This window comes from Bradyrhizobium sp. DOA9, assembly GCF_000617845.2.
Taxonomy (GTDB): Bacteria; Pseudomonadota; Alphaproteobacteria; order Rhizobiales; family Xanthobacteraceae; genus Bradyrhizobium.
In genome coordinates, this window is record NZ_DF820425.1 from 7,043,104 (window position 1) to 7,055,141 (window position 12,038).

At 65.2% G+C, this 12,038-nt stretch carries 11 protein-coding genes; 4 read left to right on the forward strand and 7 right to left on the reverse strand.

The genetic code is table 11. From position 1 onward, the window contains the following. Nucleotides 1-151 precede the first annotated feature (151 nt). On the reverse strand, nucleotides 152-1,738 hold the full coding sequence (ggt, locus tag BDOA9_RS33070; RefSeq protein ID WP_025038236.1) for a gamma-glutamyltransferase: 1,587 nt from the start codon (nucleotides 1,736-1,738) through the stop codon (nucleotides 152-154). Nucleotides 1,739-1,936: 198 nt separating this feature from the next. On the opposite strand from ggt, the gene trhO reads away from it, so the two are divergent. Both trhO and BDOA9_RS33080 read left to right on the forward strand, forming a co-directional pair. After that, nucleotides 1,937-2,695, forward strand: a complete 759-nt coding sequence (trhO, locus tag BDOA9_RS33075; RefSeq protein WP_025038237.1) for an oxygen-dependent tRNA uridine(34) hydroxylase TrhO — start codon at nucleotides 1,937-1,939, stop codon at nucleotides 2,693-2,695. Continuing rightward, nucleotides 2,685-2,903 (forward strand): SlyX family protein, encoded by a 219-nt coding sequence (locus BDOA9_RS33080; RefSeq protein WP_025038238.1) that lies wholly within the window; start codon nucleotides 2,685-2,687, stop codon nucleotides 2,901-2,903. The genes trhO and BDOA9_RS33080 overlap by 11 nt, the downstream gene beginning before the upstream one ends. A 6-nt stretch (nucleotides 2,904-2,909) precedes the next feature. Here BDOA9_RS33080 and BDOA9_RS33085 read toward each other — a convergent pair whose 3' ends face one another. After that, complete coding sequence (locus BDOA9_RS33085; RefSeq protein WP_025038239.1) at nucleotides 2,910-4,811, reverse strand: diguanylate cyclase; 1,902 nt, start codon at nucleotides 4,809-4,811, stop codon at nucleotides 2,910-2,912. Between the two features lie 176 nt (nucleotides 4,812-4,987). After that, nucleotides 4,988-5,203, reverse strand: a complete 216-nt coding sequence (locus BDOA9_RS33090) for a hypothetical protein (RefSeq protein WP_025038240.1) — start codon at nucleotides 5,201-5,203, stop codon at nucleotides 4,988-4,990. A 106-nt stretch (nucleotides 5,204-5,309) separates the two neighbouring features. On the opposite strand from BDOA9_RS33090, the gene hemE reads away from it, so the two are divergent. Then, nucleotides 5,310-6,344, forward strand: a complete 1,035-nt coding sequence (hemE, locus tag BDOA9_RS33095; RefSeq protein WP_025038241.1) for a uroporphyrinogen decarboxylase — start codon at nucleotides 5,310-5,312, stop codon at nucleotides 6,342-6,344. 169 nt (nucleotides 6,345-6,513) lie between these two features. Here hemE and hemC read toward each other — a convergent pair whose 3' ends face one another. From hemC to BDOA9_RS33110, 3 genes are all read right to left on the reverse strand, one after another. Continuing rightward, complete coding sequence (hemC, locus tag BDOA9_RS33100; RefSeq protein WP_025038242.1) at nucleotides 6,514-7,494, reverse strand: hydroxymethylbilane synthase; 981 nt, start codon at nucleotides 7,492-7,494, stop codon at nucleotides 6,514-6,516. A 25-nt stretch (nucleotides 7,495-7,519) separates the two neighbouring features. Continuing rightward, the gene (locus BDOA9_RS33105) at nucleotides 7,520-9,145 is read right to left on the reverse strand and encodes a GMC family oxidoreductase (RefSeq protein ID WP_025038243.1); all 1,626 of its coding nucleotides are present in this window, start codon (nucleotides 9,143-9,145) and stop codon (nucleotides 7,520-7,522) included. 231 nt (nucleotides 9,146-9,376) lie between these two features. Then, nucleotides 9,377-9,967: a TetR/AcrR family transcriptional regulator gene (locus tag BDOA9_RS33110; RefSeq protein WP_025038244.1), complete on the reverse strand. Its 591-nt coding sequence runs from the start codon at nucleotides 9,965-9,967 to the stop codon at nucleotides 9,377-9,379. Nucleotides 9,968-10,267: 300 nt separating this feature from the next. On the opposite strand from BDOA9_RS33110, the gene BDOA9_RS33115 reads away from it, so the two are divergent. After that, entirely contained in the window at nucleotides 10,268-10,633 is a 366-nt protein-coding gene (locus BDOA9_RS33115) for a nuclear transport factor 2 family protein (RefSeq protein ID WP_025038245.1), read from the forward strand. An 11-nt stretch (nucleotides 10,634-10,644) separates the two neighbouring features. Here BDOA9_RS33115 and BDOA9_RS33120 read toward each other — a convergent pair whose 3' ends face one another. After that, the gene (locus tag BDOA9_RS33120; RefSeq protein WP_244521566.1) at nucleotides 10,645-11,655 is read right to left on the reverse strand and encodes a hypothetical protein; all 1,011 of its coding nucleotides are present in this window, start codon (nucleotides 11,653-11,655) and stop codon (nucleotides 10,645-10,647) included. Nucleotides 11,656-12,038 lie beyond the last annotated feature (383 nt).

Consider the following 12,038-nt stretch of genomic DNA (forward strand, 5'->3'; position numbering starts at 1 on the left):
CTGATCTGCAAAGCAGCGCACGCCTGCACCGCTCATCGCCCCTTAACCTGGAGCAATGAGTGCAGTTCCGGATGAGAGAAGGCGGCGCAGCAAATGCCGCGCCGCCCTTCGTCAACTTTTCCTGATCTCGCGTGGGGAACTGCGCGGGCGATCAATAGCCCAGCGCGCAGCCGTCCTTGCGCGGATCGGAGCCGCCGGTCAGCGTGCCCTTGTCCCAGTCGATCCAGATCGCCTGGGCGCCGCCGAGCGGGCCGACCACGCTGGTGGTCTTGTGACCGAGCTTCTTCAGGCCCTCGACGACGGCCGCCGGAACGCTGTCCTCGAGCTGATACTGGCCCTCGTAGTGCAGGCCGCGCGGCATGTCGATCGCCTCCTGCACGTCGCAGCCGTAGTCGAGGATGTTGGTCAGGAGGTGAGTCTGGCCGGTCGGCTGGTACTGGCCGCCCATCACCGCATACGACATCGTGGAACGGCCGCCCTTGGTGAGCAGGCCCGGCATGATCGTGTGCAGCGGGCGCTTGCCGCCTTCGATGCAGTTGGGATGGCCCGGCTGGATGCGGAAGCCGCCGGCGCGATTCTGGAACAGGACACCGGTCTTGTTCGAGACGATCGCAGAGCCAAAGGAATGCGCAACCGAGTTGATGAACGAGCAGACGTTGCGGTCCTTGTCCACGACCGTGATGTAGATGGTCGAGGGATTCATCGGCGGCGCGACGTTCGGCAGGTCGAGCATGCCGTCCATGCGGATCTTGCCGATGTGCTCGTCGGCAAAGCCCTTCTCGAGCATCTCGGCGACGTTGATCTTCATGTGCTCGGGCGAGGCGACATGCATCTCGCGGTTCATATAGGCGATGCGCGCGGCTTCCGCTTCGAGGTGGAAGCGCTCGACGCTGACGGGTGCATACTTGGTCAGGTCGAAGCGCGACAGGATGTTGAGCATCAAGAGCGCCGTGACGCCCGGGCCGTTCGGCGGGCACTGCCAGACGTCGTAGCCCTTGTACATGGTGCCGATCGGCGTGGTCACTTCGGTCGTGTGCGCGGCGAAATCGTCGAGCGTGTGCAGGCCGCCGATGCCCCTGAGAGTCTCGACCATGTCCTCGGCGATCTCGCCCTTGTAGAAGGCGTCGCGGCCGTCCTTGGCGATGGCGCGCAGCGTCTTGCCGAGCTCGGCCTGGCGGATGACGTCGCCGGCGACCGGCGGCCGGCCGCCCGGCAACAAATAGCTCACGGTGTTGGTGCCGTTCTTCAGCTTCTCGAACTGGTTCTTCCAGTCGAAGGCGATGCGCGGCGCAACGACATAGCCTTCCTCGGCCGCCTTGATCGCGGGCTGGAGCAGCCGGTCGAAACCGAACTTGCCGTGATCGCGCAAGACGGTCGCGAAGGCGTCGATCACACCGGGGATCGAGACCGCATGCGCCGAGGTCAGCGGCACGGAATTGATCTTGCGCTCGAGATACCAGTCGGCATTCGCCGCCTTCGGCGCGCGGCCGGAGCCGTTATAGGCGACGATCCTGCCCTCGCCGCGCGGCTGGATCAGCGCAAAACAGTCGCCGCCGATCCCGGTCGATTGCGGTTCGATCACGCCGAGCAGGGCCGAGCCGGCGACCGCCGCGTCCACTGCCGTGCCGCCCTCACGCAGCACCTCGATCGCGGCGAGCGAGGCCTGCGGATGCGAGGTTGCCACCATCGCGTTGGTGGCATGGACCGTGGACCTGCCGGGGAAATGGAAGTTTCTCATCGAATGTCTTGCTCTCTTGGCCGTCGGCGCGATTGGCGCGCCATCTCGAAACCGCGCGTCTACATGACACATTCAAGCCCAACGGGGCAATGCTGGCATACCAGGAAAATGGCAGCCATCCGCTGGGCGTATAGACCTTTTGCCCGGCTTTCGCGATGCGGGTTTTCCGGGCGCCGGCCGCCTGCTAAACGAGCGGCCATGAACACGGCTTACAAGGTCTGCGCCTTCTATCAATTCGTCGCCCTCCCCGATTACCGCGAGCTGCGGGAGCCGCTGCGCGCCTGCTGCGCCGGCCTTGGGCTGAAGGGCAGCGTGTTGCTGGCGCAGGAGGGCATCAACGGCACGGTCGCCGGTGCGCCTGAGGCGATCGACGCCTTCGCTCACGAGCTCGCACACGGCGACATGTTCGGCGGCAGGCTCGACAATCTCGAATTGAAATTCTCCGCCGCGGAGGCGATGCCGTTCGGACGGCTGAAGGTGCGGCTGAAGAAGGAGATCGTCACGCTGGGCGATGCGGCCGCCGATCCGACGCGCCAGGTCGGCACCTATGTCGATTGGCGCGAATGGAACGCGCTGATCGCCGCACCCGACACGCTCGTGCTCGACACCCGCAACGCATTCGAGGTCGCGATGGGGACGTTCGAGGGCGCGGTCGATCCCGGTATCACGAGCTTCGGCCAGTTCAAGGACTTTGCCGGCGAGCGGCTCGATCCGGCACGGCACCGCAGGATCGCGATGTTCTGCACCGGCGGCATCCGCTGCGAGAAGGCGAGCGCGCATCTGCTCGCGCGCGGCTTTGCCGAGGTCTTTCACCTCAAGGGCGGCATCCTGAGATATCTGGAAGAGGTGCCGGAGGCGGAGAGCCGCTGGCGCGGCGAATGCTTCGTGTTCGACGAGCGCGTGGCGCTCGGCCACGGCTTGCGCGAGCGAAACAAGGACGTGACGCGTGACGAATGAGATCAAGACGCTGAGCGAGCGCATCGACACGCTGGAGACGCGTCTCGCCTATCAGGACGACACGATCGAGACGTTGAACCAGACCATCACCGCGCAATGGAAGCAGATCGACAGGCTGACGCGGCAGATCACCGAGCTCAGTGCTCGGCTGCAGGAGGCCGAGGCAAATGCGCCGGGGCCTGCCAACGAGCGTCCGCCGCATTATTGAGCGGTGTTACTGGCCGGACGCCTTGGGCAGCAGGTCCATGACCTCGCCCGACATCACCACGCGGTCGCGGCCCGCGGCCTTGGCGGCATAGAGCGCTTGGTCGGCAGCTTCGACCAGCGCAGCGACCCCCGCGGTTCGTTCGAACGCCGGCCGGCAGGCTGCGCCGCCGAGTGAGGCAGTGACGCATCCAGCCGCGGAATTGCTCCCATGCGCGAGGCCGGCCTCGTGAATGGCAGTGCGGATCCGTTCGCCGACCCGTGCGCAGCCGGCGGCGTCGATGTTCGGCAGAAGCATGACGAATTCCTCACCGCCATAGCGCGCCGCCAGATCGCCGGCGCGCTGCGCTTCGGCGGCGATGATCTTTGCAATCAGGCGCAGGCACGCATCGCCCGCGGGATGGCCGTATTGATCGTTGTAGGCCTTGAAGTGATCCACGTCGATCATCAGCAGAGCAAGGCTGGAGCGGTCGCGATAGGCGCGCGCCCATTCCTCCTTCAGGCACTCGTCGAAGCGGCGGCGATTGGCAAGGCCGGTGAGGCTGTCTTCGATCGCCAGCGTCTCGAGCCTGGTTTTCAGCTTCTTGTGCTCGGTGACGTCGCGGGAGATCGCGACCACGCCGTCGACGCGGCCATCATCCTTGCGCGTCACCCGCATGGTCGATTCGAGCCAGATCTCGCCGTTCTGCCGGTGCCGGTTGCGGTAGACGAGACGCGCCTCCTCCTTCTCGCCGCGCTTCATGGCGTCGACGGTCGCCTGGACCTCCGGCAGATCCTCCGGATTGACACCCGCGAGGGCCGGCGAACCGATCAGCTGATTGGGACGCCAGCCGAGAACGCTGACCGACGAGGGCGAGACATAGCGCAGCCGCTCATCGAGGCCGATGCGGGTCACCATGTCGCTGGAGCCTTCGGCGAGCAGGCGGAAATGCGCCTCCGTCTCGGCCAGCGCGACGGCCATGCGCTGGCCGCGCTGCAACTGCCGCACCAGCACGCCGCCGATGACCGCGATCAGCATCACCAGTGCGAGCACATGGAGCATGCGGGAGATTGCCGCCGCGCGCCAAGGCGCGAGCAGCTCTTCCTTGTCGACGGTGGCGAGCAGGAGGAGCGGGAATCGGCTGCTGCGATTGAAGAAGCTGACGCGTTCGGCACCGTCCAGCGGCGAGCTGAAATGATGGGCGCCGCTAGGCCGTTGCAGGCTCGGCTCGCGGAACAACGGCCTGTCGGCGACGCTGCGCCCGACGAACGTCTCGTTGCCGGGATTGCGCGCGAGGATCAAGCCGTCGCCATGCGTCAGCGCCACGGAGCTGTTGCGGCCGATCTCGAACTGCTCGTAGAAATGCGACAGATATTTCGAGCTGATGGTCGCGAGCACCACGCCGCCGAAGCCGCCGTCCTGCTTGCTGAAGCGGCGTGACAGGGTGACGACCCATTCGCCGTCCAGCAGGCTCTTCACGGGACGGCCGACATGGGCCTCGCGCTTCGGCGAAAGCTGGTGATGTCGGAAGAAGGCATCGTCGCTGAAGGTCGTGCCGATCGTACCGGGTGAGGTCAGCCAGTTGCCCTGATCGTCGATGATGGCGAGGCTGTGAATGCGCGCGATCGCCTTCTTGCGCGCGTCCAGCAAGGTGCGCAGCTTCGCGATCGTCTCTGGCGCGGTACCGTCCATCTCCAACCGGCTGACCACGCCGACGACGCCGGAATCCAGGAGATCGAGGCTGTCCTCGGCATGCTGGGTCAGCGAACGCGCAACGTTCGCCATCTCCGCCTCGGCGCCCTTGAGCACCGCATCGCGTGCCGCCCATTCACGCCAACCGCTGACGCCGAGGATGGTCGCGCAGGTCAGCGCGACGAAAGCCGCCGCGCGCAGCGGCAGGCGGCTCCATCCGGCTCGTTGGGTAGCACTCATGCGGCAGGGTCCTCCGATCGTTCGGAAACCTCTGCCGCTTCTGTTATTTAATCCTGAAATCCCTACCGGAATACGCGGCGGTCTCCGCCCTTTCCAGTAGTCCTACGGACGCGGCGATCGGCGCATCGCTAACAAGGCATTAGCGGGCCTATCGGAATCCGGCGCGCCCGACGCCGCTAGCTGAAGATGGCCTTAACCCTGGCCCAGAGCGAGGGATGCTCGGCGTCGGCATCGGCCTTCGAGGGCGTCGGCTGCGCCGCGCTCACGGGATCGGAAGCCGGGAACGTGTCCCTCAGCCCGTCGTCGAGCTTGGATTGCCGATCGGCAGCGAGCGCCTCGCGCAGGTCTTCGGCGTGCTTGTCGTGCGGCGCGGGGTTGAATGTCTCAGCCATGATCTCCTCCATTGGCTGGTCAACGCGGCCCGATCGTCCAGGTTCCCCTGTTCCGCTGAGGGCCGCGGCGGTGTATCAGGAGGCACAACCTGCTTCAGGACCATTCGTGCCCCAGTCTTCGACGAAACCCTTCCTCGACGTTCTCTCCGGCCAACGCCAGACCGTCCCGCCTCTGTGGATGATGCGCCAGGCCGGCCGCTATTTGCCGGAATATCGCGAGGTGCGCGCCAAGGCGGGCGGCTTCCTCGATCTCTGCTTCAACCCGGAGCTCGCCGCCGAGGTGACGCTGCAGCCGATCCGCAGGTTCGGCTTCGACGCGGCGATCATCTTCTCCGACATCCTCGTCATCCCCTATGCGCTCGGACGTGAGGTGCGGTTCGAGGCCGGCGAAGGTCCGCGGCTCGAACCGCTGGACGATCCGGCCAAGGTGGCGACGCTGGCGACGCGCGCCGATTTCGGCAAGCTCGCGCCGGTGTTCGAGGCGCTCAGAATCGTGCGCGGCACGCTCGATCCCAAGGTCGCACTGATCGGCTTCTGCGGCGCGCCGTGGACGGTGGCGACCTACATGGTCGCGGGCCACGGCACGCCGGACCAGGCGCCGGCCCGGATGATGGCCTACCGGCATCCGGAAGCTTTTTCAGAGATCATCGACGTGCTGGTCGAGAACTCAATTCAGTATCTGCTGGCGCAGCTCGCCGCCGGCGCCGACGCGTTGCAGATCTTCGACACCTGGGCCGGCGTGCTGCCGCCGACCGAGTTCGCGCGCTGGTCGGTCGAGCCGACGCGGCGCATCGTGGAGGGCGTAAGGGCCAAGGTGCCCGACGCGAAGATCATCGGCTTCCCGCGCGGCGCCGGCGCGCTGCTGCCTGCTTACGTCGCGGCAACCGGCGTCAACGCCGTTAGCATCGACTGGACCGCGGAGCCGGCCTTCATCCGCGAGCGGGTGCAGAGCAAGGTCGCGGTGCAGGGCAATCTCGATCCGCTGGTGCTGATCACGGGCGGCACCGCGCTCGACCGCGCGGTCGACAACGTGCTGGCCAATTTTGCGCAAGGGCGCTTCATCTTCAATCTCGGCCACGGCATCCAGCCCGAGACGCCGATCGCCCATGTCGAGCAGATGATCAGGCGTGTGCGGGGCTGAGGGTTTCGCCGCTTCGGGCGCGGCAAAACAAAAAGTGCGAAAAACAACCCCATGCACAGTAGCCAAGTCATTGAAAACCTTGGACTGGCATGAATCGCCTGTGCGTTTTGACTTGTCGGGCAAAACAGGCGCAAAATGACATCATTGCAGATCGCGATTTCGGCATGCTTCAGCGCGGCCGGCTGCGCTCGATGATCTCCGCCGCACCCTTCGTCAGCAGGTCCAATCCCACCGCGCGGCCGAGCTCGCGCGGGCGATTGGCGGGCCCGGTATGCGAGGCTTCGATGATGGTGTTTCCGGAGAGGTCGAGCACGGAGGCGGTGAGCGACATCTGGTCGCCCGCGATGGTCGAGAAGCCCGCCACCGGCGAATTGCAGTGGCCGTTGAGGACCCACAGCACCTCGCGCTCGGCGTCGGCGGAAGCGTGCGCAGAGGCGTCGTCGATCGACGACAGGATCTGTCGCGTCTGCCAGTCCTGCGCGGCGCATTCGACCGCGACGATGCCCTGCCCTGCCGCCGGCAACATCTCCACTGCTGTGAATTCGTAGGCGATGCGATGGGCAAGACCGACGCGATCAAGACCCGAGCGCGCCATGATCAGCGCATCCGCAGGCCCCACAGCGCCACCATCCGGCAGGCGCTGTTTCTCGCCGTTGTCGAGCTTTCGCACGCGCGTGTCAGCTGCGCCGCGGAAGTGGATCACCTCCACCTCCGGAAACAGGCGCCGCGCATAGGCCGCCCGACGCACGGCGTTGGTGCCGATCTTGAACCCCTTGCCGCGCGACTGGCGCAACGCTTCCAGCGTCACGCCATTTCGAAGCACCAACGCGTCACCGGGCGGATCGCGCGACAGCGTGGCACCGATGACGAGGCCGGGCGTGTCCTCGTTGCCCGGCATGTCCTTGAGCGAATGCATCGCCGCCTGCAGCTCACCCGACAGCACGGCAGCGCGGATCTGCGCCACGAAGGCGCCGCCCTTGCCGCCATGCGGCAGCAGCTTGCTGGTCTGGTCGAGATCGCCCGTGGTGTCGAACTTGACGATCTCGACGTCGAGACCTGGCACGGCGGCGGTGAGGCGGCGCGCAATCTCTTCCGTCTGCGCCAGCGCCATGGCGCTCTTGCGTGTGCCGATCTTCAGTCGCGTAGCCAAGTCCAGATCCTTTCATAGCGCGAGCTTACCGCGCATCCTCCAATATCATGTCGGAGGCCTTTTCGGCGATCATGATGATCGGCGCATTGGTGTTCCCCGACACCAGATCGGGCATGATCGAGCCGTCGACGACGCGCAAGGCCTCTAACCCCCTCACTTTCAGCCGCTGATCGACCACCGCGAGCGCGTCGTTGCCCATACGACAGGTCGAGGTCGGATGGTAGATGGTGCTGCCGCGCTCGCGGCAATAATCCAGGATCTCGGCATCCGTCGATACCTTCGACCCGGGATCGTACTCGTCGATCACGAACGGCTTCAGCGCCGGCGCGTTCAATATCTTGCGCAGGATCTTGATGCCTTCGACGTTGGTGGTGCGGTCGGTCTCGGTCGACATGTAGTTGATGCGGATTTCCGGCGGCACTGAGGGGTCGGCGCTCTTGATGCGCAAGGTGCCGCGGCTCTCGGGACGAAGCTGGCACACCGAGGCGGTGAATCCGGAGAAGTCGTGCAGCTTCTCGCCCATCTTGTCGGTCGAGAACGGCAGGAAGTGGACCTGGATGTCGGGCGAGGCCAGGCGCGGACTGGTCTTGAAGAAGGCACCCGCTGTGCCAGCAGCAATCGTCAGCCATCCCTTGCGGAACAGGGCGTAACGCGCACCGGCCATCGTGCGCCGCAGCGGATGGTTGACGGTGTCGTTCAGCGTGATCTGCTGCGAGCAGCGCATCACGATGCGGACCTGCATGTGATCCTGTAGATCATGGCCCACGCCGGCAGCATCGAGCACCACCTCGATGCCATGCTTGCGCAGGAGATCGCCGGGCCCGACGCCTGAGAGCTGAAGCAGCTGCGGCGAGTTGTAGGCGCCGCTCGACACGACGACTTCCCGCCGTGCACGCGCTCGGCGCAAGGCTGCGCCTTGCCGGTATTCGATGCCGACGGCGCGGCGTCCTTCGAACAGGATGCGCTGAGCGTGTGCGGAGGTCTCGATCTTCAGATTGCTGCGGGACTTGGCAGGCCCGAGATAGGCGACCGACGTCGAGGCGCGCCGGCCGTTGCGCGTCGTGGTCTGAAACAGGCCGACGCCTTCCTGCGTCGCGCCGTTGAAGTCGGGGTTGTACGGCAGACCGGTCTCGACCGCGGCATCGATGAAGGCTTTCGACAACGGATCGGTCACGATCATGTTGGACACCGGCAGCGGCCCGCCCGTGCCGTGATACTGATCGGCGCCGCGCGACTGGTTCTCGGCCTTCTTGAAATAAGGCAGCACGTCGTCATAGCCCCAACCGGTGTTGCCGAGCTGGCGCCAGCGGTCATAGTCCTCATGCTGGCCGCGGACATAGAGCAGGCCGTTGATCGAGCTCGATCCGCCCAGCGTCTTGCCGCGCGGCTGGAACACCTGGCGGCCCTTCAGCTCGGGCTCCGGCTCGGTCTGGTACATCCAGTTGACGCTCTTCTCCTTGAACAGCTTGCCGTAGCCGAGCGGGACGTGGATCCAGATGTTGGAATCCTTCGGGCCGGCCTCGAGCAGCAGCACGCTGTGCTTGCCGTTCGCCGAGAGCCTATTGGCGAGCACGCAGCCGGCGGAGCCGGCGCCGACGATGATGTAGTCGAATTCGGGATCGGTGGGTGCGAGCGAGGAAGTTGCGTTCATGCGCTACTGTTCTTCTTGTTGGCGTGGGCGTTTCCGGTTCGTCACTTCACCTCTCCCCAGCGGGGAGAGGTCGGATTGCGTAGCAATCCGGGTGAGGGGCCGCAACGGCAAGCGAGACCGTAACCCCTCACCCGGATCGCATCTTCGATGCGATCCGACCTCTCCCTACGGGAGAGGTGATCTGAGGACCGCGTCGATACCGCCCACGTCAGTCAGTCCGCATTAGCACAATCATGCGGCGACGCGCAGCGCCTCGACCAGCGACTTGAACGCACGGGCATATTCCGCGCCAGCCCTTGCGATATCGGCGCGGCCGGCGCAGGCGACCGCGGCCTCCGTCACCGCGCCGAGCAGCAGCCGCGCAAGCGGCTCGACCGGCTGCCGTGCGATCAGGCCGGCCTCCATCGCGGCGGAGAGAGCGCGCGGCATCTTGCCGCCAAAATGCTGCGCGTCGATCTCGCGCCAGCGTTCCCAACCGAGCACGGCCGGGCCATCGCGCAGGATGATCCGGCCGGTCGGGCCCTTGGCGGTCGCGGCAAAATAATGCTGGGTGCCGGCGACCATGGCGGTGAGCACGTCCTTTTCAGTGCGTGCCGCGCGGTCGATCTCGGCCACGAGATCGCGTGAGACCTGGTCGAACACGGCCTCGAACACCGCCTCCTTGGTCTTGAAGTGATGATAGACCGCGCCCTTGGCGACCGAAGCGGCTTCGGCAATATCGTCCATGGTGGTGGCGGCAAAGCCGTGCGTCCCGAACAGGCGCCGCGCCGCGTTGAGGATCGCCTCCGATGTCGCCGCCCGCCGCTCCGCCTGTTTGGCCATGGGTCTCGTCTTGCGTCCACCTCTCCCCGACGGGGAGAGGTCGGATTGCCGTGGCGCGCATTGCGCGCCCGAGCAATCCGGGTGAGGGGCTGCAGCATGCAGTGGGACCTTAACCCCTCACCCGGATCGCATCTTGCGATGCGATCCGACCTCTCCCTACGGGAGAGGTGTTCCGAGGTCTTGGCTCGCATCGATGCAACCTATCCCGCTTTAGTCCAGTTCGCGGGATGCCACCAGTTGACTTTTCGACCATGGGTCGGTAATTACCGACTATCAGTCGGTTTTAAATGTGAGGTCGCCATGCCGAGCCGAGAGATCGTCGAAGCCTTTGCGAAGCGGCTGGAGGATGGCGACTTCGTCGGCGCGATCCTCGACTACTACACCCCTGATACCGCGACCTACGAGAACCTCGCCGAGCCCGTGTCCGGGCGCGACAAGCTCGCGGACAAGGAACGCGGCGTGCTGGCGGCGTTCAAGGAGGTCACGGCCGTGCGCCTCGGCCCGAGCCTGATCGATGGCGACATTGTCGCCAGCCGCTGGAAATTCTCCTTCACAGGCGCCGACGGCGCGACGCGGACATTGGAGGAGATCGCGTGGCAGACCTGGCGCGGCAATGAGATCATCGAGGAGCGCTTCTTCTACGATCCGAAGCAACTCGGACGCTGAGCAGGATTGCCCTATCGGTACAGCATGACCAGGGCCAGACCGACGAGAGGCGCAAGAAACTGAACGGCCTGCCACCGCGAGCCATCGATCGACCAGCGTCCGTAGAAGACGGTGCCGCCGCGATGGGATGGCGACGCCGGTTGATCCCGAAAAGCCTTCCACCGCGCCTCGGCAGGCCCGAGAAAATCTTCCGGTTTGACCGCCATGTCGGCGCTGCTCAGCACCACCTGCATCGACTCGCCTTTCGGCTGGAACATGGCCTCGGCCCCGGGTGGCGAGAGGAAGCTGCGCTTGGGGGCGATATGCTGCTCATAGAAATCCTGATCGACCGTGACGGCCGCAGCGTATGGACTGACATACGGCACCCCCGAGATGCCGGGAACGACGAGATGGCCCACCCCCCGCACCTCCTGCCAGGGAATGAAGAGACCCTTTAGCCAGGGCCTGTGAAAGTGGATGCCCGCGGCAGACATGGAGACGACCGCCCGATCCGAATAGAAGTGCCGGTAAGCTGAAAACGCGATCCATCCGCAGCCCAGATAGAGCAACATCCAGCCGAAAACATTCAGCGATGGATTCACGAGATGGCTCCAATAGAGACTGGGCATGGTGCCGACATAGCTGGAGCGGCCGCTTGGCCCGCCGACCAACACGCTGATCACACCGATCACGCCGGAGACGATGATCAGGACAAGGACACCGACCAACAGTTCAACAAGCAGTGGCAGGCCGGACCGTCCAATCAGGGTCGTCAGCGCATAGCCTGCGAACGCCAGACCCAGCAGGGCCAAATAGACCGTGGCCAGAACCGCTCCATTCTGGCCGCGGCTCTCGGCATGAAGCGCGATCGCAAGGCCGGCGACGCAAGCCCACATGGCCCAGGGAAGGCGGTCCATCCGCCATTTGTCCATCGTGTATTCGACCGTTGCCGACACGTCGGCTGAAGGCTCGCTCATGGACAGGCCCTCGGGATTTCGAATGGATCCAGCGCCGACGCGGCCCACCGTGGCCTGTCGGTCCACGGAGCGTATCACGCGATCGAGGGGGGCGTCTCGATCCGCCCAGGTGCGGCGATCAGCTGATCGAGGCGCGGTTCTATTACGAGCCGAAGCGGTTGGGGCGGTGATTGTCCGGGTAGGCGTTTAGGGCATTGAGCCATCACGTCGTCATGGCCGGGCATGTCCCGGCCATGACGATCTCTTGCACGGCACGAGGAACGTGGATGCCCGGGACAAGCTCGGGCATGACGGATCTGTTGTGATTGCCTCGGATACGATTGCTTGCTCCGCCCTCCCGCATTTGTATCGATTTGTTATCGATATTCCGTGACGAACACGCAGAAGTGGTCGCAGCCAGCGCGGCAAGCGGGATAATTCATAGTTCGTCAAAGGTTTGCGGCGAATTC

Bases quoted from the DNA above. Each gene is read 5' to 3' on its own strand.
- ggt (WP_025038236.1), bottom strand. From the start codon at position 1,738: ATGAGAAACTTCCATTTCCCCGGCAGGTCCACGGTCCATGCCACCAAC.
- trhO (WP_025038237.1), top strand. From the start codon at position 1,937: ATGAACACGGCTTACAAGGTCTGCGCCTTCTATCAATTCGTCGCCCTC.
- BDOA9_RS33085 (WP_025038239.1), bottom strand. From the start codon at position 4,811: ATGAGTGCTACCCAACGAGCCGGATGGAGCCGCCTGCCGCTGCGCGCG.
- BDOA9_RS33090 (WP_025038240.1), bottom strand. From the start codon at position 5,203: ATGGCTGAGACATTCAACCCCGCGCCGCACGACAAGCACGCCGAAGAC.
- BDOA9_RS33105 (WP_025038243.1), bottom strand. From the start codon at position 9,145: ATGAACGCAACTTCCTCGCTCGCACCCACCGATCCCGAATTCGACTAC.
- BDOA9_RS33110 (WP_025038244.1), bottom strand. From the start codon at position 9,967: ATGGCCAAACAGGCGGAGCGGCGGGCGGCGACATCGGAGGCGATCCTC.
- BDOA9_RS33115 (WP_025038245.1), top strand. From the start codon at position 10,268: ATGCCGAGCCGAGAGATCGTCGAAGCCTTTGCGAAGCGGCTGGAGGAT.